The 19027-nt window shown below is 65.5% G+C and carries 17 protein-coding genes and 1 pseudogene; 13 read left to right on the top strand and 5 right to left on the bottom strand.

What is annotated here, in order from left to right; translation table 11 throughout:
* The first annotated feature begins 69 nt into the window (after positions 1 to 69).
* From AC07VS_RS25260 to AC07VS_RS25240, 5 genes and pseudogenes are all read left to right on the top strand, one after another.
* Positions 70 to 1515: a circularly permuted type 2 ATP-grasp protein gene (locus AC07VS_RS25260; RefSeq protein ID WP_492348700.1), complete on the top strand. Its 1446-nt coding sequence runs from the start codon at positions 70 to 72 to the stop codon at positions 1513 to 1515.
* 13 nt (positions 1516 to 1528) lie between these two features.
* Positions 1529 to 1597 (top strand): annotated as a pseudogene (locus tag AC07VS_RS25255) (alpha-E domain-containing protein); the annotation flags it as partial.
* 71 nt (positions 1598 to 1668) lie between these two features.
* Positions 1669 to 1791: an alpha-E domain-containing protein gene (locus AC07VS_RS25250; RefSeq protein ID WP_494658450.1), complete on the top strand. Its 123-nt coding sequence runs from the start codon at positions 1669 to 1671 to the stop codon at positions 1789 to 1791.
* A gap of 17 nt (positions 1792 to 1808) precedes the next feature.
* A complete protein-coding gene (locus AC07VS_RS25245) occupies positions 1809 to 2768 on the top strand; it encodes an alpha-E domain-containing protein (RefSeq protein WP_492348701.1) in 960 nt (319 codons plus the stop codon).
* A 118-nt stretch (positions 2769 to 2886) separates the two neighbouring features.
* Complete coding sequence (locus AC07VS_RS25240) at positions 2887 to 6114, top strand: EAL domain-containing protein (protein ID WP_494658451.1); 3228 nt, start codon at positions 2887 to 2889, stop codon at positions 6112 to 6114.
* On the opposite strand, the gene AC07VS_RS25235 is transcribed toward AC07VS_RS25240, so the two are convergent.
* The gene (locus AC07VS_RS25235) at positions 6099 to 7034 is read right to left on the bottom strand and encodes a LysR substrate-binding domain-containing protein (protein WP_492348703.1); all 936 of its coding nucleotides are present in this window, start codon (positions 7032 to 7034) and stop codon (positions 6099 to 6101) included. The two genes, AC07VS_RS25240 and AC07VS_RS25235, sit on opposite strands and share 16 nt — an antisense overlap.
* Before the next feature lie 186 nt (positions 7035 to 7220).
* Between AC07VS_RS25235 and AC07VS_RS25230 the strand changes: the two genes are divergently transcribed.
* The 4 genes from AC07VS_RS25230 to AC07VS_RS25215 all read left to right on the top strand — a co-directional run bounded on the left by AC07VS_RS25230 (position 7221) and on the right by AC07VS_RS25215 (position 10057).
* Positions 7221 to 7982: an isochorismatase family protein gene (locus AC07VS_RS25230; protein ID WP_492348704.1), complete on the top strand. Its 762-nt coding sequence runs from the start codon at positions 7221 to 7223 to the stop codon at positions 7980 to 7982.
* A gap of 66 nt (positions 7983 to 8048) precedes the next feature.
* A complete protein-coding gene (locus AC07VS_RS25225) occupies positions 8049 to 8795 on the top strand; it encodes an SDR family NAD(P)-dependent oxidoreductase (protein ID WP_494658452.1) in 747 nt (248 codons plus the stop codon).
* On the top strand, positions 8795 to 9118 hold the full coding sequence (locus tag AC07VS_RS25220) for a putative quinol monooxygenase (protein ID WP_492348706.1): 324 nt from the start codon (positions 8795 to 8797) through the stop codon (positions 9116 to 9118). The genes AC07VS_RS25225 and AC07VS_RS25220 overlap by 1 nt, the downstream gene beginning before the upstream one ends.
* Before the next feature lie 57 nt (positions 9119 to 9175).
* Entirely contained in the window at positions 9176 to 10057 is an 882-nt protein-coding gene (locus AC07VS_RS25215; protein ID WP_492348707.1) for a pirin family protein, read from the top strand.
* Between the two features lie 35 nt (positions 10058 to 10092).
* On the opposite strand, the gene mltB is transcribed toward AC07VS_RS25215, so the two are convergent.
* From mltB to AC07VS_RS25195, 4 genes are all read right to left on the bottom strand, one after another.
* Positions 10093 to 11235, bottom strand: a complete 1143-nt coding sequence (gene mltB, locus AC07VS_RS25210) for a lytic murein transglycosylase B (protein ID WP_494752363.1) — start codon at positions 11233 to 11235, stop codon at positions 10093 to 10095.
* 80 nt (positions 11236 to 11315) lie between these two features.
* Complete coding sequence (locus AC07VS_RS25205; RefSeq protein WP_494752336.1) at positions 11316 to 13349, bottom strand: transglutaminase TgpA family protein; 2034 nt, start codon at positions 13347 to 13349, stop codon at positions 11316 to 11318.
* Between the two features lie 14 nt (positions 13350 to 13363).
* Complete coding sequence (locus AC07VS_RS25200; protein ID WP_492348709.1) at positions 13364 to 14377, bottom strand: DUF58 domain-containing protein; 1014 nt, start codon at positions 14375 to 14377, stop codon at positions 13364 to 13366.
* Positions 14374 to 15294 (bottom strand): AAA family ATPase, encoded by a 921-nt coding sequence (locus AC07VS_RS25195; protein ID WP_492348710.1) that lies wholly within the window; start codon positions 15292 to 15294, stop codon positions 14374 to 14376. Before AC07VS_RS25195 ends, AC07VS_RS25200 begins: the two co-directional genes overlap by 4 nt.
* A 45-nt stretch (positions 15295 to 15339) precedes the next feature.
* On the opposite strand from AC07VS_RS25195, the gene AC07VS_RS25190 reads away from it, so the two are divergent.
* Genes AC07VS_RS25190 through AC07VS_RS25175 form a run of 4 tightly spaced genes read left to right on the top strand, consistent with a single transcriptional unit; the run spans position 15340 to position 18786 of the window.
* Positions 15340 to 16293, top strand: coding sequence for a histone deacetylase family protein (locus AC07VS_RS25190; protein ID WP_492348711.1), 954 nt, complete (start codon positions 15340 to 15342; stop codon positions 16291 to 16293).
* 16 nt (positions 16294 to 16309) lie between these two features.
* Positions 16310 to 17113 carry an enoyl-CoA hydratase gene (locus AC07VS_RS25185; protein WP_494752335.1) on the top strand — a complete coding sequence of 268 codons (804 nt, stop codon included), beginning with the start codon at positions 16310 to 16312 and terminating at the stop codon, positions 17111 to 17113.
* Between the two features lie 7 nt (positions 17114 to 17120).
* A complete protein-coding gene (locus tag AC07VS_RS25180; RefSeq protein ID WP_494752334.1) occupies positions 17121 to 18422 on the top strand; it encodes a mechanosensitive ion channel family protein in 1302 nt (433 codons plus the stop codon).
* Positions 18423 to 18459: 37 nt separating this feature from the next.
* Entirely contained in the window at positions 18460 to 18786 is a 327-nt protein-coding gene (locus tag AC07VS_RS25175) for a helix-turn-helix transcriptional regulator (protein ID WP_492348714.1), read from the top strand.
* The last annotated feature ends 241 nt before the right edge of the window (positions 18787 to 19027 follow it).

Below are 19027 nucleotides of genomic sequence, written 5' to 3'. Positions count from 1 at the left end.
TCAGCGCTGTGCACAAAACAAGTGCAGATTGGGCCCGGAAATTGCTATGCTGAAAGCAGGAGATGGTCCATGCTGAAATTTGACGAGATGTACACCCGTTTGCCCATCGCGGGCAGCCCCGTGCGAACCCACTACGAGGCGTATGAGCGTTGGCTGGCCCGACAGCCGGCCGAGATGATGAAGGCCCGTCGCGAAGAAGCAGAGATGATCTTCCGCCGTGTGGGCATCACCTTCGCGGTCTATGGCGCCAAGGATGAGGATGGTGCAGGCACCGAGCGCCTGATCCCCTTCGACTTGATTCCGCGCATCATCCCGGCGCACGAATGGCAGTCGATGGAAAAAGGGCTGGTCCAGCGGGTCACCGCGCTGAACCGCTTCATCCACGATGTCTACCATGATCAGGACATCATCCGTGCCGGTGTCATCCCGGCCGATCAGATTCTCAACAACGCGCAGTTCCGCAGCGTGATGATGGGCGTCGATGTGCCCAACAACATCTACTCGCAGATCTCGGGCATCGACATCGTGCGGGCCCCCAATGCCAATGGCGACGGCGAGTACTACGTGCTCGAAGACAACCTGCGCGTGCCCAGCGGCGTGAGCTACATGCTCGAAGACCGCAAGATGATGATGCGGCTGTTCCCCGACCTGTTCAGCCAGCACCGGGTGGCCCCGGTGGCGCATTACCCCGACCTGCTGCTGGAAACCTTGCGCGCCTCGGCACCTCCGGCCACGGCCGAGCCGACCGTGGTGGTGCTGACCCCTGGCATGTACAACAGTGCCTATTTCGAGCATGCCTTCCTGGCCCAGCAGATGGGCGTTGAGCTGGTCGAGGGGCAGGACCTGCTGGTGAAGGACGACTTCGTGTGGATGCGCACCACGCGTGGCCTCAAGCGGGTGGATGTGATCTACCGCCGGGTGGACGACGATTTCCTCGACCCGCAGGTGTTCCGCCCCACGTCCACGCTGGGCTGTGCCGGGCTCATGAACGCCTACCGTGCCGGCAACGTGGCGATCTGCAATGCCGTGGGCACGGGCGTGGCCGACGACAAGTCGATCTACCCCTACGTGCCCAAGATGATCGAGTTCTACCTGGGCGAAAAGCCGATCCTGAACAACGTGCCCACCTACATGTGCCGCAACAAGGACGAGTTGCAGTACACCCTGGACAACCTCAAGGACCTGGTGGTCAAGGAAGTGCACGGTGCCGGCGGCTACGGCATGCTGGTCGGCCCTGCCTCGACCAAGGCCGAGATCGAAGAGTTCCGCGCCGCGGTGCTGGCCAACCCCAGTGGTTACATCGCCCAGCCCACGCTCAGCCTGTCGAGCTGCCCGACCTTCGTCGAGTCCGGCATCGCGCCGCGCCACATCGATCTGCGGCCCTTTGTGCTGTCGGGCAAGACGGTGCAGATGGTGCCCGGTGGCCTGACCCGCGTGGCCTTGAAGGAGGGCTCTCTGGTGGTCAACTCGTCACAGGGCGGGGGCACCAAGGACACCTGGATTCTGGAAGTTTGAGAGGGGATATTGAATGCTGTCGAGAACCGCTGACCATTTGTTCTGGATGTCCCGTTATACCGAGCGTGCTGAAAAGCAGGCCGCAGGCATGCTTTCTACAAAATGCAGCCGGGCGCGCAGCGCCTGCGGTGTTTGAGGCTTAGGAGTCACTGAATGTTGTCAAGAACCGCTGATCATTTGTTCTGGATGTCTCGTTATACCGAGTGTGCCGAAAAGCAGGCCGCAGGCATGCTTTCTACAAAATGCAGCCGGGCGCGCAGCGCCTGCGGTGTTTGAGGCTTAGGAGTCACTGAATGTTGTCAAGAACCGCTGATCATTTGTTCTGGATGTCTCGTTATACCGAGCGTGCCGAAAACACCGCCCGGATGCTGGACGTGAACTACCAGACCTCTCTGTTGCCCCAGTCGGCCGCCGTGGCCCAGGTGGGTTGGCAGGGCCTGCTGTCCATCAGCGAGTTGTTGCCGTCCTACCAGGCTTTGTATGGCGAGGTGACGCCTGCTCGCGTGCTGGAGTTCATGGTGAAGGATGAGGACAACCCCTCGTCGATCATGTCCTGTCTGCGTGCGGCGCGCGAGAACGCCCGTGCGGTGCGCGGTTCTCTCACCACCGAGGCCTGGGAGATCCAGAACCAGACTTGGCTGGAGGTCAACCGCATGTTGCGCCAGGGCGATTTCGAGCGCGATCCGGGTCAGTTCTTCGAGTGGGTGAAGTTTCGATCCCACCTGTCTCGCGGTGTGACCGTGGGCACCATGTTGATGGACGAGGCGCTGCATTTCATGCGCCTGGGCACCTTCCTGGAGCGAGCCGACAACACGGCGCGTCTGGTCGATGTGAAGTTCCATGCCGTGCAGAGCGATTTTTTCGGCGCGGCCAGCGAGAAGGATCAGGAGTACGACTTCTACCACTGGAGCGCGATCCTGCGCAGCGTGTCGGCCTTCGAGATCTACCGCAAGGTGTACCGCGACGTGATCAAGCCCGAGCGGGTGGCCGAACTGCTGATTCTGCGTGCTGACATGCCACGCTCCCTGCATGCCAGCCTCAATGAGGTGGTGCACAACCTGGAGATGGTGTCCAACGACCAGTCGGACGAGACGCTGCGCCGTGCGGGCAAGCTGCGGGCTGATCTGCAATATGCCCGCATCGACGAGATCCTGGCCACCGGTCTGCACGCCTTCCTGACCCAGTTCCTGGACCGGGTCAATGAACTGGGTGGGCGCATCAGCCGAGACTTCCTGATCCCGGCAGCGGCCTGAGGGGCTTCGCCGTCAGGCCCTGGGCCCTTGAGCAGGCCCTGGGCCCCAGCGTGGCCGAAGTGCATCGCAGGAAGGTATCTGAGGTCATGGCGCCGTTCTTGGCACAGGAGGTTCGTGGGTGAGACTGTTGAAGCCCTTGATTGGCTGGCTGGGGCGTTTGAGCGTCGGGCGCAAGCTCACCCTGATTTACCTGCTGGATCTGACCGCGGTGATCTATGTGTCGGGCATCCTGATCCACGAGAAGTACCTCGCGATTGACTTCGCCCGCAAAGAGATCGTGGGCACCCGCTACAGCGTTGCGGTGCGTGACCTGTTGCTGCCGCCTTTCCGTGATGCGGCGCCCGGGAATCAGGCCGCCGCTGTTGAGCCCGCTGACACTCGCCAGGCCCGGCAAGGGCTGCTGGACGAGTTGCGCCAGCAGCACGATGAGTCGCTGGGGGCCGCTGAACTCAGCGCAGCCTGGGTGAAGGCGCTCGCGGCGGCCCAGGCCCAGCCTGAAACGCGCAAGCTGCTGGGGGCCGTGGCCCGCCAGGGGCGTGAGCTGCTGACCATGGTAGGCAACCAGTCCAACCTCATCCTGGACCCCGATCTGGACAGCTATTACGCCATGTCGCTCGGGGTTTTGAGATTTCCCGAATTGCTGGAGGTGCTGTACGACACGGCGCAAGCCCTTGATGGCGTCTCTGAGCAGGCACTTCGCTCGGGCCGACGGCGCACCGAGTTGTTGATCCTGGCCGGGCGACTGGATGCGGTCTCGCTGGGGGTCGCCGCAGACTACCAACAGGCGCTGGCGGCTGGCCAGTTGCCCTTGCGGCAGGCTTTGGGCGATTCGCCCGCGCAGCTTCAGCAGCAATTGCAGGCCCTGTTGGCGGTGGTGCGAGCGCTGTCTGACGACAGCGGCCCGCCGCCTCCTGATCTGGCGGCTTTCCGCGACGGCTATGGTCAGACCCTGCTGCGGCTGGATCAGGCCTGGGCCCAGGTGCTGGGCGCGCTGGACGCCATGCTTCACAAGCGCGTCGAGGCCTTGTTCCTGCGCATGTGGCTGCACCTGGGCACGGCCTTGTTGCTGCTGGGCTGCATCCTGAGCCTGGTCTACACCGTGGCGCGTCTGATCTCTCACCCGCTGCGTCACCTGGCCGAGGTGGCTGACGAGGTGAGTCGCACTGGCGATCACAGCCAGCGAGCGCTCTGGCACAGCCGCGACGAGATCGGGCAATTGGTGACGGCCTTCAATGACATGCTGGCGCAGCTGGATCGCGAGCGCCTGACGCAGCAGGAACTGGCGGCCAGTGCTCGCGCGGCCCAGACCCAGCACGACATGGTGGAAGCGATTCCCATCGCCATGGTGGTGACATCCGTGCCTCGGCATCAGGTGCTGCATGCCAACGCACCTGCGCAGCCCTGGTTGGCCGGCCGCAGCGAAGACCCCTGGGCCACCGGGCTCGAACCAGGTGTGCGGGCCCGCTTCTTCCAGCGCCTCGCTGATCAGGGGGCGGTGGACGAGTTCGAGGTGCGTTGGCTGGGCGGCGAGACGCCGTCCTGGGCCGTGCTGTCGGCGCGGCGCCTGCAGTTCCAGGGGCAGGATGCGGTGCTGACGGCCTTCACGCCGATCAACATGCTCAAGCTCATGGAGCAGCGCCTGGAGCTGTGGGCCAAGGTGTTCGAGGCCTCGTCCGAAAGCATCATCATCATGGATGAGCGCCAGCGCATCCTGAGCGTCAACAAGGCCTTCTGCCGCAGCACCTATTACGACTACTACGAGGTGATCGGGGAACAGCTCAGTCAGTTGATCCTGCCCGGCGAGGTGGAGCACTGGCCCGCCAGCCTGCCTGCCTTGCTGGGTGACCGCGATGCCTGGCAGGGCGAGGTGCATTTCCGTCGGCGCTCGGGCGAAAGCTATCCGGCCTGGCTGATGATTTCGGCGGTGCGCGACGCCTCGCGCCAGGGCGAGGTGTCGCACTACATCGGGATCTCGGTCGACATCACCGACCGCAAGCGCACCGAGGCGCGTGTGCAGTTCCTGGCCGAGCACGATGTGCTCACCGAACTGCCCAACCGTTCTCTGTGCATCACCCGGCTGGGTGAGGCCCTGAGCGCTGCCCAACAGTCGGGTGGGCGAGTGGCGGTGCTGTTCATCGATCTGGACCGGTTCAAAAACATCAACGATTCGCTGGGGCATCACATCGGAGACGGTTTGTTGCGTTCCGTGGCCCATCGCCTGACCCAGGCTGTGCGCGGTGGCGACACCGTGAGCCGTCTAGGGGGGGACGAGTTTGTGGTCATCATGCAAGGCGTGGCCGACGGCGACGAGGTGCGTTCGGTGGTCGAGCGCCGCCTGATCCCGCTGATCCGCCAGGCGCACCCGGTGGAGGGGCACAGCCTGCAGGTGTCCTGCAGCGTGGGCATGGCCATCTACCCCGATGACAGCACCGATCTGGACGAGTTGATGCGACAGGCCGATGCGGCCATGTACGAGGCCAAGTCTTCGGGGCGTGACACCGCGCGCTTCTTCAGCCCCGAGATCGACCAAAGCACCCGGGAGCGGCAAGAGATCGAGCAGTACCTGAGGCAGGCCCTGGCCCACGAAGAGCTGTCTGTTCATTACCAGCCGCGCATCGATGCCAACACCCTGGCGGTGGTGGGGCTGGAGGCCTTGCTGCGTTGGCAGCACCCGGTGCTGGGGTCGGTGTCGCCAGCGCGCTTCATTCCGGTGGCCGAGGAGACCGGCCTGATCCATCCGATCGGGCAATGGGTCATCCAGCAGGCCTGCGAGCAGATTGCCCGCTGGGGCGACGAGGGCCTGCCACCCCTGGTGGTGTCGGTCAATCTTTCTGCGGCCCAGCTCACGGATGAGGGCTTGGTGTCGCACCTGCAGACCTGCCTGCGGGCCAACCGCGTGGACCCAGGCCGGCTGGAGCTGGAGCTGACCGAGTCGCAGCTGATGGAGCATGCGGCGGTCTCGGGTCGGCTGCTGACGAACCTCAAGGCCCTGGGGGTGCAGTTGTCGATCGATGACTTTGGGACCGGCTACTCCAGCCTGGCCTACCTGAAGCAGTTTCCGATCGACAAGCTCAAGATCGACCAGTCCTTTGTGCGTGACCTGCTGACCGATCCGGCCGACCTGTCCATCGTCCGCGCCATCATCGCTCTGGGCCACAGCCTGAGCTTGGTGGTGGTGGCGGAGGGCGTGGAAACCGGCGAGGCCAGCGAACTGCTCAAGGCCCTGGGCTGCGACGAGCTTCAGGGCTATCACTTTGCCCGTCCCATGTCGCCGGCTCAGTTGCCCGCGTGGCTGGCCGACCGGGGGGTGCCCCAGGAGCGGCGGCGGTCTCAGCCTCGGGTCTGAGCGGGCAGGGCCCGAGGGCGCTCTGGCTCGCTCGTCATCAGCATCGGCAACTCGGTCTTCAGAAAGTCGACCAGGGCCCGTGCCGCGGGGGCCAAGCCGCGCCGACTCGGGAAGAGCACCACCAGGTGGCCCGCCATCGGGCGCCAGCCCGGCAGCACGCTGACCAGCCGTCCGCTGGCCAGGTCGTCGGCGCACAGGTAGCCGGGCAGTCCGCACAGGCCGAGATCGCTGCGCGCCGCCTGGCGCAGCACCCCCAGGTTGTCGCTTTGCAGGCGGATGGGCATGGGCAGCGCGTGGACCACACCTTGCTCGTCGATCAGGCGCAGGTCGGTGTCACCTTCATCGTTGGGGGTGTAGAGCAACAGGGCGGCCTGCTCCAGATCCCCCAGGCTGTTCAGCGGGCCGATTTTTGCCAGGTAGGCGGGGCTGCAGACCAGCTTCCAGGGCACGGTGCAGACACAGGCCTGAACCAGGCTGGAGGTGTCGAGCCGCAGCGCCGTACCGACGCCGCGCACCACCACGTCAACCTGTTCGGCGATCAGGTCCACGCTGCGGTTGGTGGCCTGCACCGCCACCTGGACCTCTGGAAAGCATTGCAGAAAGCGCGGCAGCAGGGTGCCGGCAATCATTTCTGACAAACCCACGGGCAAGCTCAAGCGCACCTTGCCCATGGGCCGGGTGCTGCGCTGCTGCACGGCCGCGATCCCGGCCTCGGCCTCTTTCAGCATCACCTGGCAATGGGCGTACAGGGCCTGACCGGCATCTGTGAGGCTGAGCCTGCGCGAACTGCGTTGCAGCAAGCGGGTGCCCAGGCGCGCCTCCAGCAAGGTCACCCGGCGCGACAGGCGTGACTTCGGAATACCCAGCGCTTCTCCTGCAGAGGTGAAACCTTTGCGCTCCACAACTTGTAAAAAAAGCAACAAATCATTCCACTCGACACTCATATTTATCATATATGACAGATTTGTTCTGTTGTTCCATTGAAATAAACAATTTTTGTAGATCGTTCTATATGTGGAACTTTACGTTATCAGCAAGCCCCTTTTTCTTGGGCCTGAAACCTTTCACAGTCCAGTCCTGTTCATTCAACCTCTCAGGAAAACAGCATGGATCGACGACATTTTCTTGGCACAGGCTCGGTCAGCGCCGTCGCCTTGGCACCCCTGGCCGCTGGCATGGCCGCCGCCGCACTGCCGGCTTCTGCCGCTACCTCCTCCTCCAGCAAAGAAAGCAACGCCATGTCCAATGCCCAGAATGCCTACCTGAACCTGCTCAGCCGCGAGAACACCGTGCTGCTGCTGACCGACCATCAAGTGGGCCTGTACACCGGCGTGCGCGACATCACCGTCGGTGACCTCAAGCACAACGTGGTGGCGCTGGCCAAGGCCGCCCGCATTTTGGGTGTGCCGGTCATCCTGACCGCCACCATGACCGACGGCATGTGGGGCCCCGTGATCCCTGAACTGCTGGCGGCCGTGCCCGACGTGCAACCCATTGTGCGTTCCAAGATCAACGCCTGGGAAGATGCCCGCGTGGTGGCGGCCGTGGCCAAGACCGGCCGCAAGCAACTCGTGGTGGCCGGCGTGTCGCTCGAAATCTGCGCCACCTACCCGGCGCTGTCGGCCAAGGCTGCTGGCTATGACTCGCGCGTGGTGCTGGACGCTTCGGGGACCTTCTCTGAACCCAAGCGCACGGCCGGTCTGGCCCGCCTGGCCGGCGCAGGCATCCCGGTGATGGATTACGCCAGCGTGGCGGTCGAGATGCTGGGCGACAACAACGACCCCAAGGCCCATGACGTCTATGGCGCCCTCGACATGCCTTTTGCCACCCTGGTGTGGCAGGTGACCAGTTCGGCTGCCAAGAAGTAAGCCACCCAGCCCAAGAAGACGCCGAAGCCCGCTGCCCGCGGGCTTCGGCATGACAGGACCCAGCCCATGCAAGCCTCTCCCAGAATCGCCATCGTCACCGGTGGCTCACGCGGCATCGGCGCCGCCGTCGCCGTCAAACTGGCCTCCCAGGGCCTGGCGGTGGCCATCGTTTACCAGCGCAATGCCCAAGCCGCCGAACAGGTGCTGGAGCGAATCCGCGCCGCTGGCGGCGTGGCCGAGGCCTTTGCGGCCGACGTCAGTGATGAAGCCAGCGTGAAAGCCGCCATGACGCGCATCGTCGAACGCTTCGGGCAGGTGGATGCCTTGGTCAACTGTGCCGGCATGCTGGAGATGCGCACCCTGGCGGAGATGGACGCTGCCAGTGTGGCGCGGGCCTTCAACGTCAACTTCAACAGCGTGATCTACATGGTGCAGAGCGCCTTGCCGCACTTTCCGCTGCGCGGGGGGCGGATCGTGAACTTCTCCACCAACCTGATCTACCAGCCCCGGCCGGGCTCCGGTCTGTATGCGGCCAGCAAGGCAGCGGTGTCGGTGCTGACGAACGCGCTGGCCAAAGAGTTGGGTCCGCGTGGCATCACCGTCAATGCCGTGGCCCCATCGATGACACGCACCGACATGACCGCTGCAACACCGCCGGCACGCCGTGAGGCTGTGATGGCCGCCACCCCCTTGGGGCGCATCGGTGAGCCCGAAGATGTGGCCGATGTGGTGGCCTTTCTGGCCTCCGATGATTCGCGTTGGATGACGGGCCGAACCTTGCTGACGGACGGTGGTCTCACCGACGCCTTGTGATGCCATCCAGCGATGCTGCCCAGCCCTGGGTCATCACGGTGACCTTGCGCGTGAAACCTGGTTGCCGGGACCAGCTGCTGGGCGAGCTGTTGGCCCTGCGCCAGCAGATCCTGCAAGAGGGGGTGTGCCTGGGCTTTGATGTGCTGGCCAATGCCGAAGAAGCCAACGAATTGCTGCTGTACGAGGTCTGGCCCAGCCGTGAATTCGTGCAGGAGGTGCAACTGAAGAAGGCCTATTACGACCCCTACTTCGAGCGCATCGACCCCTGGCTTGATGGTGTGCGCCCGATCCGGCATTGGCAGGCCCTGGCCCGCCAGGCCTGAGGCTGATTCAGCACCGCCGATCCGATCTTCTGCTTTCGAATCTGACTGGAGTCCTTGATGAGTTCATTGAAAATTTCCAAGCCTGTGGCGGGCCACGACATGCGGATTGGCACGGGTTTCACGGCCAAGCACCTGCCTGAAGATGCGTTCCAGGGCCTGATCGACCCGGTGGTGATGGTGGATCACTTCCACATGACCTCGCCCACCTTCCAGCCGCACCCCCACGCGGGCATTTCGGCCGTCACCTACATGTTCGAGGATTCGACCTCGCCCCATGTGAACTACGACTCGATGGGCAACAACGGGCCCATCCACCCCGGCGCACTGCACTGGTTTGCAGCCGGACGCGGTGCCGTGCACACCGAGCAGCCCGAGGGCCTGAATCCGCACGTGCATGCGCTGCAGATCTTCGTCAACCTGCCGGCTGCCAAAAAGGGCCATGCCCCGTTTGCCGTCCACCTGGAGCCCGCCGAGGTGCCCGAGATCCGCCACCCCGGTGTGCGGGTGCGCGTGGTGCTGGGCGAAAGCCAGGGCGTGGCCTCGCCAGCGACCGCCCAATTGCCCGAACCCTTCACCCTGCTGGACGGCTTTGTTCAGCCAGGCGCCCACTTCGAGCACGTGCTGCCGCGGGGCTGGGGGGGCTTGCTCTACGTGCTCGCGGGCGAGTTGCTCCTGTCTGCCGCTGGCGAGCAGCGCACCCTGACGGCCGAGCATGGCCTGGGCCTGCAATTGCCAGCCGAGTCGGCCACCGCCCAGGAAACCTTGCAGTTGCAGGCTCAGGGTTCGGCGGTCCTGCACTTTGCGTTGCTCAGCGGCCCGGCCCTGCGCGAGCCTCTGGTCAAGCAGGGCCCGTTTGTGATGAATACCGTCGAGCAGATGCAGCAAGCCATCCGCGACTTCCAGGCTGGCAAGTTCGGCCAGTTGGTCATGCCCTCCTGACGAGGGCCGTGTTCAAGAGCCGACGGCCGCTGTTCTCAGTGGGGCAGTGCGGCCTGGATGGCTTCGCCCAACTCGAGCACCGCCATCGCGTAGTAGCTCGACCAGTTGTAGCGGGTGATCACATAGAAGTTGTCGGTGCCGGCCACGTAGCTGGGCTGGGCGCCGCCGTTGTGCAACTCAATCAGGGCCAGCTTGGTGCCTGGCGCCACCGGACCCTCGTCGATCACTGCCCCCTTGGCGGCAAACTGGGCCGGGCTGAACGTGGGCAGGATGTCGGGCAACAGCAGGGCCTCCTTGTCGAGCCGCTCCAGGTCGAAGTGCATGGCATAGCGCACCGGCAGGCCCGTCTGCCAGCCATAGGCTTTGAAGTAATTGGCCACCGAGCCGATGGCATCGGCGGGGCTGTTGAACAGATCGATGCGGCCATCGCCGTCAAAGTCCACCGCATAGCGCGCCCAACTGCTGGGCATGAACTGGGGCATGCCCATGGCGCCGGCGTAGCTGCCACGTGGCTGCAGGGCGTCGGTGCCGCTGCGTTGGTGGTAGGCCAGAAATTGTTCCAACTCGCCGCGAAAGTAAGCCTGGCGTTCGGCCGCGCGCGGGTGGCTGGCCGGGAAGTCGAAGGCCAGGGTGGCCAGTGCGTCGATCACGCGGTAGTTGCCCATGTGCTGGCCGTACAGGGTCTCGACCCCCAGGATGCCCGCGATCACCGACGCCGGCACGCCGAACTCGCGTTCGGCCCGTTCCAGGGTGTCGCGGTGGCGCTGCCAGAAAGCCACCCCGGCGCCGATGCGCACAGGCTCCACAAAGCGTGCCCGGTACGCCTGCCAGTTTTTGGCGCTGGGGCTGCTGGGGGGCAACATCAGTTTGGGCACTCCGGGCAGCAGCCGGGCCTGGCCCAGGGTCTCGCGCAGCACCACCCGATCCAGCTGGCGGCGATCTGCTACGTCGTCGGCAAAGGCCATGGCTTCGCTGCGTTGGGCATAGGGCAAGGTGCCGACCACTGATTCGGCCTTTTTGCGGGCTGTCGGGGTCGGCTTGACGGCCTTGACCGCCTTGCTGCCGGCGTGGTGCTTTTTGCCGGTCTTGGTCTCGTGACCCGCGATGGCCAGGGGGCTGAGAAGACTGGCGGTGATCAGGGTGGCCAGGGTTCGGGTCAGTGCGTGCATGGCCGTCATTGTCACAGCAGTCAAGCCGGCATCAAGGCGCCGCAGCCGACCTGGGCCTCAAAAAAAGGAACTGCTGGTGCGCCGTGTCCTCAGGTAGGGCGGGGCGGCCAGTTCAACTGCCTGAGTTGCTGCTCCAGTTTTTTCAAGGGGACTGCCATGCGCGGCGCGCCCGTCGATGCCGGTGCGGCATAACGCAGCCGCTCCAGTTGCAACAGCCAGTCGTTCAGGGCCTGCCCGGCCGGGCCCCAGTGCGCCAGGGCCTGCTGGCCCAGGGCGCGCGGTGTGGTCACGCCCGTGGCTGGCAGGCCGTGGGCATGGGCCAGGGCCTGGGCTCGGTGCAGCAGGCGCAGCCACGGATCATGCTGGCGGCGGTCCCACAACTGCCAGCCACTGGCGCCCAGGGCGGCCGCGGCCAGCAGGCCGCCCAGGAGCATGGCCAGGTCTTCCCAACTGGGGGCTTCGAAGCCCAACTGGCGCAGCAGGTCAAGCTGGCGCCCCTGGGTGTAGTTGAGCACCCATTGGTTCCAGCGGTTGTTGGTGGCGTCCCAGATGCCACGCAGGCTTTGCATCAGCCCGGGGCTCATGGTCACCAGAGCGTTCGCCACCAACCCGCGCGGGGCCACCAGGCGTTGCATCGATCCGACGCGCCCAGGGGCGATGGCCGCGGTGGGGTCGACGCGCACCCAGCCCCGCCCCTTGAGCCAGACCTCTGACCAGGCATGCGCATCGCTCTGGCGCAGGGTCCAGTAGCCATCGAGCGGGTTGCGCTCGCCCCCCTGGTAGCCAGTGACCACGCGCGCCGGGATGTCGAGCGCCCGCATCAGCACCACGAACGATGAGGCCACGTGCTCGCAAAAGCCGGCCTTGCGGTCGAACCAGAATTCGTCGGCGGTGTCGCGCCCATACAGGCCGGGCTCCAGGGTGTAGCTGTAGCCGCCAGTGGCCAGGCGGTTCAACACCTGCTGGACCAGGGCCGCGTCGTCGGCCCCGGCCAGCTTCGGGTCGCGACGCATTTCACTGGCCAGTTGCAGGGTGCGCGGGTTGTAGCCAGCGGGTAGCTCGGTCTCCTGCCGCAGCAAAGGGTCGTTGGCCGCGGGGCCGTAGCTGAACTCGGGGTAGGCCACGGCCTGGTAGCGCAGCAACTCGGTGACGGGGCGCGCCATCACCCATTGCAGCTCGGGGGTGGCATAGGCGACCTGAGGGCCCAGGCGGGGCGCCTCGGCGGTCGCATCCAGGGTCAGCAGCCAGGGGCGGTTGTTGGGCTCCAGGGTCAGTTCGTAGGGCACCGGCGTGCCCTGGGTCTTCAGGCTGGCGGGGGGGCGTCGGTAAAGCACCTGGTTCATCAGGTCTTCTGGCTGACGCGGCCTCCACTCGCGGCCATCAAAGTTCGAGAACACCGGCCCACGGAAGTAAAGCTGCCTTTGCTCCGGGGCGGCGCCGTTGGCGTTCAAGAAGCGCAGTCGGAAGGCAATGGCATCGTCCAGCGCCAGTTCGGTCACGTCGCCCACGCTCATGCGTGAGGACAGGCCGCTGCGGGCGCCTTGGGCGTCGGCCGGCAGACCCCACAGTGGCGCCACCCGTGGGAACAGCAGGAACAGGGCGACCATCACGGGCGCGCCCCAGGCCGTCATGCGCAGTGCCAGGCCGGCCGAGGTGGCCAGGGGCGGGCGGCCTACCGGCAGATTGGCATTGATGAGGGCGGTGAGCAGCCCCAGCAGGCCCAGCAACATGGCCAGCGCCACCAGCAGACTCTGAGAAAAGAAGAAGTGGGTCAACAAGGTGAAGAAACCCAGGAAGAACACCACAAAGGCGTCCCGCCGGGCCCGCATTTCCAGCGTCTTGAGTGCCAGCAGAGCCACCACCAGGGTGACCCCCGCGTCGCGTCCGAGCAAGGTCTTGTGGCTCCAGAAGGTGCCCGTCATGGCCAGCAGCAGCAGGCCCATCAGCCACCAGCGGGCCGGCAGTGGGCGGGCATGCCAGGCCAGCCAGCCACGCCAGCCCAGCGTCAGGCAGACCATCAGCAAGGTCCAGGCTGGCAGGTTGCTGGCGTGCGGCAGGACCACCCAGGCGACCACAGCCAGCAGAAAAAGGGTGTCGCGGCTGTCGCGCGGCAATTGGGACATGGGGAGTGGGTGCTTCAGCACAGGGCCAGGGCCTCCAGGCATTGTTGGCGGTGGGCCGGGCCCGTGCCGGGCGGGATCTCCCTCTGGGGCAGTCGCAGCCCGAAATTCAGGCCCAGGGTGTCGGCGGCCAGCACCCAGGCGCACAGCCTGGACCATCGCGCCTCGGGCGGCAGGGCGGTCAGGCTGGCGTGGTCCAGCCACAACTCGTGCAAGGGGGCCGGCGCACTGTCTCGGCTGACCAGGGCCGCCGAGCCCGTGGCCAGCGCCGTGGCCGCCTTCTTCCAGACCACCTGCCGCATCGGGTCGCCCCGCCGATAGGTGCGCACGCCGTCGAACTCCTGGCCGCGGGTCAGGCCGGCCGCCAAGGCTGGGGCCTGGTCTCGGGCCTGGCCCGGGGGCAGCGGGGGAGGGGCCGCCTCCGGTTGCGGGTACACCAGCACTTGTGCGGCCGGCCGCCAGATCGTCCAGACTCTGAAAGTGCCCAGGGGAAAACGGGTCTCCGCGCTGAGGACCGGCACCCGTTGCAGACCGCGCTGCCGTGGGCAGAAGGCCAGGTGCAGCACGCTTTGGCCTTGGGCCGGTACATCGGTCCACACCCAGTCGGCGCTGTCCAGCACGGCCAGTCCGATGCCGTGGCGAGCGGTTTTGCGGGGGTTGTCCAGCACCACTTCCAGGGTCTCGGCCTGACCGCAGAACGTCGGGGCCGGGGGCTGCAGGCGCATCGACAGGCCGCTCAGGGTGGCGTGGCCTACATGCATGCCTGCCACGGCACAACCGGCCAGCAAAAACGTCAGCAGGTAGCCCAGATTGAGTTGGTAGTTGATCGAGGCCAGCAGCAGGATCAGCAGGGTGGCCGCCAGCATCCAACCGGGTCGCGTGGGCAGGATGTAGACGTTGCGTTGGCTTAGCGTCATCAGATCGCTCAAGGGCAGGCGCCCCTGCCACCAGCGCCTGAATCGGGCCCGGGCCTGGCTGGCGGGGTTGAATCGGGCCCAACCGCCCGGCAAGGCTGCCTGGGGGGTGCTCATGGCAGCGGCACGGCCTCCAGCAGGGCGCGCACCTGCTCAAGGGCGCCCCGGCCGGAGGAGGTTACCGGCACCAGGCGATGGGCCGTGGTCTGCGGCAGCACGGCCTGCACGTCGTCAGGGGCCACGTAGTCGCGGCCGCAGAGCAGGGCCTGGGCCTTGGCCGCGCGCAGCAGGGCCAGACCGGCGCGCGGCGACAAGCCTTGCAGGAACCAGCGGCCGTTGCGGGTGGCCGCCAGCAGGTCTTGCACATAGTCGAGCAGGGAGGGGGCGGCATGCACCGCCAGCACCTGTTGCTGCAGCGATTGCAGCTCTGGCAATGTCAGCAAAGGTTGCAGTTGTTCCAGCAGGTCGCGGCGGTCCTGCCCCGCCAGCAACGCTCGTTCGGCATCGCGCTCGGGGTAGCCGAGCGAAATTCGCATCAGAAAGCGGTCCAACTGCGATTCGGGCAGGGCATAGGTGCCCAGTTGGTCGTGCGGGTTCTGGGTGGCAATCACGAAGAACGGGGCGGGCAGGGGGCGGGTCTGGCCTTCGACCGTCACCTGCCGCTCTTCCATGGCTTCCAGCAGGGCGCTCTGGGTCTTGGGGCTGGCGCGGTTGATCTCGTCGGCCAGCAGCACCTGGGCGAATACCGGGCCCGGGTGGAAGACGAAATCCTCGCGCCCGCGCTCGTAGATCGATACGCCGGTCAGGTCGCTGGGCATCAGGTCGGAGGTGAACTGCACGCGCGCAAACTGCAGGCCCAGGGTGCGGGCCAGGGCATGGGCCAGCGTGGTCTTGCCCACGCCCGGAACGTCCTCGATCAGCAGGTGTCCACCTGCCAAAAGGCAGGCCAGGCTGTCCTGGATCTGGGCGGGTTTGCCCGCAATCACCGTGTTAAGCTGATCTTGCAGCGCCTTGAGTTTTTGCTGAGTGTGCATGGCCCGAGACGTTATCCCAAAAATATGAGAGACACGAGATCGCCTGTGAACAAAACCGGTTACTACACCCACCGTGACTGCTGGAAACACGAGATGGGCCATGATCACCCAGAATGCCCGGCCCGGCTGGACGCCATCGAGGATCGCCTGTTGATGACGGGCGTCGGTGATGCGTTGGACCGGCGTGAGGCCCCGACTGCCGCCTTGGCCGATGTGGAGCTGGCGCACGACCGCATGCACATCGCCGCCTTGCGGGGGCTGACCGATCGCCTGGTCGACGAAATCCAGGCCGGGGGCCCGCCGCACGCCCAACTGGACCAGGACACCAGCATCAATGCCTTCACCTGGCAAGCCGCCTTGCGCTCGGCTGGTGCCGCCCTGGCGGCCACCGACGCCATCATGGCCGGCGAGCTCGAAAACGCCTTCTGCGCCGTGCGCCCGCCGGGCCACCACGCCTGCCGCGACAAGGCCATGGGCTTCTGCTTCTTCAACAATGTGGCCATCGCGGCCCGTTACGCCTTGGAGCGCTACCGACTGCAGCGCGTGGCCATCGTCGACTTTGATGTGCACCATGGCAATGGCACCGAAAACATCCTCTCCGGTGACCCGCGGGCCCTGATGGTGAGCTTCTTCCAGCACCCGTTCTACCCCTATTCGGGAGACCAGCACCCGGCCGAGAACATGCTCAACATCCCCGTGCCGGCCTACACCCGCGGCATGGACCTGCGCGAGATCATCGAGATGATGTGGATTCCGCGGCTGGAGGCCTTCAAGCCCGAAATGATCTTCATCAGCGCCGGGTTTGACGCCCACCGTGAGGACGACATGGGCCAACTGGGCCTGACCGAGCAAGACTTTGCCTGGATCACCCTGCGGGTCAAGGACATCGCGCGCCGCTTCTCCAAGGGCCGGATCGTGTCCTGTCTGGAGGGGGGCTACAACCCGGCCGCCCTGGCGCGCAGCGTCGAGGCGCACGTGCGCGTGCTGGCTGACCTCTGAGCCTGGGGCCCATCACATGCCTGACACCCCGCAGCCCGACCTGCTGCTCACCCGGCGCGATGCCCGCGGTGTGCTGACCCTGACCCTGAACCAGCCGGAGCGCTTCAATGTGCTCAGTGAGCCGATGCTGATCGCTTTGCAGGCCGCGGTGGACGCGGCCGCTGCCGACGAAGGCCTGCGTGTGCTGGTGCTGGCGGCCACTGGCCGGGCCTTTTGCGCGGGCCATGACCTCAAGGCCATGGCGGCACCCGGCCTGGCGCAGGCTGACCACCAGGCCTTGTTCGACCGCTGCAGCCGCTTCATGCTGTCTTTGCAGCGCTTGCCGGTGCCCGTGCTGGCGCGGGTGCAGGGCATGGCCACGGCGGCGGGCTGCCAGTTGGTGGCTCAATGCGATCTGGCGGTGGCCAGCACCGAGGCCAGTTTTGCCACCAGCGGCATCCGCTACGGCCTGTTCTGTGCCACCCCCAGTGTGCCGCTGGCACGCAACGTGTCGGCCAAGAAGGCGCTGGAGATGCTGTTCACTGGTGATTTCATCGACGCCCGCGAGGCCTTGGCCCAGGGCTTGCTCAATCGGGTGGCCGCGCCAGCGGAACTCGATGCGGTTTTGGAGACTCTGGTGCAAGGCCTGCTGCAAAAGCCGCGGGCCGCGCTGGCCATGGGCAAGGCCTTGTTCTATCGCCAGCGCGAAGCCGGTGTCGAGGCCGCCTACCAGTTGGCGGCCCAGACCATGGCCCTCAACATGATGGACCCGGATGCCCAGGAGGGCGCACGGGCTTTTGCCGAGAAACGGGTGCCCCGCTGGGCACCACAGGGAGATTGAAGCGTTGATGGATTTATTGGACAACCTGCAGGCCGAGTTCCAGACCTCGCGTGCCTGGATCGAATTGGCCTGTCTGCTGGGCAGCCTGGTCGTGGCCTTTGGAATTTCATTCTGGGCCGGCCGGCGGGCGCGGGGCACCGGTGACTCCGTCTGGTTTGGCCGCCGCACCCTGGACGGTCTGCTCTTCCCTGCGCTGGCGCTGGCCCTGGTCTACGCGGCCAAGGCCGTGGTGGCCCACCATCAAAGCGTTTTTCTGCTCAAGATCGCGATCCCGGTGCTGGTCTCGCTGGCCGTGATCCGCTTTTTTGCCCGGGTGCTGTCGGCTGCCTTCCCGGAGTCGGGGGCCATGCGCCTGGTCGAGCGACTGTTTTCGTGGGTGGCCTGGTTGGCCGCGGTGCTTTGGATTGTTGATCTGCTGCCTTCGGTACTCGAAGAACTGGACGCCATCCACCTGGCCTTTGGCAAGACCTCGATCAGTCTGCGCACCCTGATCGAGGGCTGCCTGAGCTCGGGTCTGGTGCTGGTGGTGGCCCTGTGGGTCTCGTCCACCCTGGAGCGCAAGGTGTTGAGCCATGCCATCAGCGACCTGTCGATGCGGCGGGTGGCCGTCAATGCCATGCGGGCGGTGCTGCTGCTCATGGGCTTGCTGTTCGCCTTGTCGGCCGTGGGGGTCGACCTGACGGCGCTGTCGGTGCTGGGCGGTGCGGTGGGGGTGGGGCTGGGCTTCGGCCTGCAGAAGCTGGCGGCCAACTACGTGAGCGGCTTTGTGATCCTGCTGGAGCGCTCGCTGCGCATCGGTGACAACGTGCGGGTCGACAGCTTCGAGGGCAAGATCACCGACATCAAAACCCGCTACACCTTGCTGCGCGCCACCAATGGACGCGAATCCATCGTCCCCAACGAAACCATGGTGTCGCAGCGGGTCGAGAACCTGTCGGCGGCCGACCTGCGGTTCAACATCACGACCAATGTGGTGGTGGGCTATGACAGCGACGTGAGCCTGGTGCAACAGATCCTGTGCGATGCGGCCAAGGCACAGCCTCGGGTGCTGGCCGATCCGGCGCCCGTGGCGTATCTGGTCAATTTCGTGCCTGACGGGCTGGAGTTCAGCCTGCACTTCTGGATCAATGATCCGGCCAGCGGGCAGGTCAATGTCCGCTCCGCCGTCAACCTGGCCATGCTGGCGGGTCTGCGCGCGGCGCAGGTCGATATTCCCTATCCGCAGCGGGTGCTGCGGGTGCAAGGCCCCGAGGTCGCCGCGCTGGTGCCCGTTGCTGCGGCGGCGCCAGCGCCGGTGTCTGGGGGTTGAGCCCATCGCGGGCACTGGATCCATCAGGAGGTTTCTCATGAACTCAGGTCAACGCCTGCGCGAAGAGCGCGAACGGCTGGGCTTCAGCCAGAACGACTTTGCCGCCCTGGTGCCGGTCACCCGCAAGACCATGTTCAACTGGGAGTCGGGGGCGGGCCATGTGGCTACCGAAGCCCTGGCGGTCTGGGCTCGCTCGGGCCTGGACGTGTTGTATGTGGTCACTGGCGAGCGCCTGCCGCAAAAAGACTCGATGCCAGGCCCGCGTCAGCAGGCCTTGCTGAGGCAATTTGATGCAGCAGACGAAACCGGCCGCCGGGCCATCGAAGCCGCCGCCGCCCAGGCCACGGCGACCCCATCCCATTGATCGGGGCCTGCCAGGCCTCCTTCTGAAAGCCCCTTCAATTTGCGCTGGTGATTGACGTAACGTCAATCTTCCCCTTGTATAATCCGAAAAAAGCACGGTCGTACTTTTTTGTGCTTGCCGCGATGGTGTCTCGAATTCGAGGACCATCTCTGTCAATCGACGTTGTGCCGCATAGAATCATCTGGTTTACGTGCACGTCAATTCAACTAATCAATTTGGAGCCGCAGCAATGAAGGTTTTG

This window comes from Curvibacter sp. GW821-FHT01G03 (assembly GCF_059422285.1).
The sequence above is the reverse complement of the archived record's forward strand: the minus strand, read 5'-3'. Positions and strand labels throughout refer to the sequence as shown.

Bases quoted from the DNA above. Each gene is read 5' to 3' on its own strand.
- AC07VS_RS25220 (WP_492348706.1), top strand. From the start codon at position 8,795: ATGCCATCCAGCGATGCTGCCCAGCCCTGGGTCATCACGGTGACCTTG.
- AC07VS_RS25245 (WP_492348701.1), top strand. From the start codon at position 1,809: ATGTTGTCAAGAACCGCTGATCATTTGTTCTGGATGTCTCGTTATACC.
- AC07VS_RS25225 (WP_494658452.1), top strand. From the start codon at position 8,049: ATGCAAGCCTCTCCCAGAATCGCCATCGTCACCGGTGGCTCACGCGGC.
- AC07VS_RS25200 (WP_492348709.1), bottom strand. From the start codon at position 14,377: ATGAGCACCCCCCAGGCAGCCTTGCCGGGCGGTTGGGCCCGATTCAAC.
- mltB (WP_494752363.1), bottom strand. From the start codon at position 11,235: ATGACGGCCATGCACGCACTGACCCGAACCCTGGCCACCCTGATCACC.
- AC07VS_RS25230 (WP_492348704.1), top strand. From the start codon at position 7,221: ATGGATCGACGACATTTTCTTGGCACAGGCTCGGTCAGCGCCGTCGCC.
- AC07VS_RS25180 (WP_494752334.1), top strand. From the start codon at position 17,121: ATGGATTTATTGGACAACCTGCAGGCCGAGTTCCAGACCTCGCGTGCC.
- AC07VS_RS25175 (WP_492348714.1), top strand. From the start codon at position 18,460: ATGAACTCAGGTCAACGCCTGCGCGAAGAGCGCGAACGGCTGGGCTTC.
- AC07VS_RS25195 (WP_492348710.1), bottom strand. From the start codon at position 15,294: ATGCACACTCAGCAAAAACTCAAGGCGCTGCAAGATCAGCTTAACACG.
- AC07VS_RS25250 (WP_494658450.1), top strand. From the start codon at position 1,669: ATGTTGTCAAGAACCGCTGATCATTTGTTCTGGATGTCTCGTTATACC.
- AC07VS_RS25215 (WP_492348707.1), top strand. From the start codon at position 9,176: ATGAGTTCATTGAAAATTTCCAAGCCTGTGGCGGGCCACGACATGCGG.
- AC07VS_RS25205 (WP_494752336.1), bottom strand. From the start codon at position 13,349: ATGTCCCAATTGCCGCGCGACAGCCGCGACACCCTTTTTCTGCTGGCT.
- AC07VS_RS25260 (WP_492348700.1), top strand. From the start codon at position 70: ATGCTGAAATTTGACGAGATGTACACCCGTTTGCCCATCGCGGGCAGC.
- AC07VS_RS25185 (WP_494752335.1), top strand. From the start codon at position 16,310: ATGCCTGACACCCCGCAGCCCGACCTGCTGCTCACCCGGCGCGATGCC.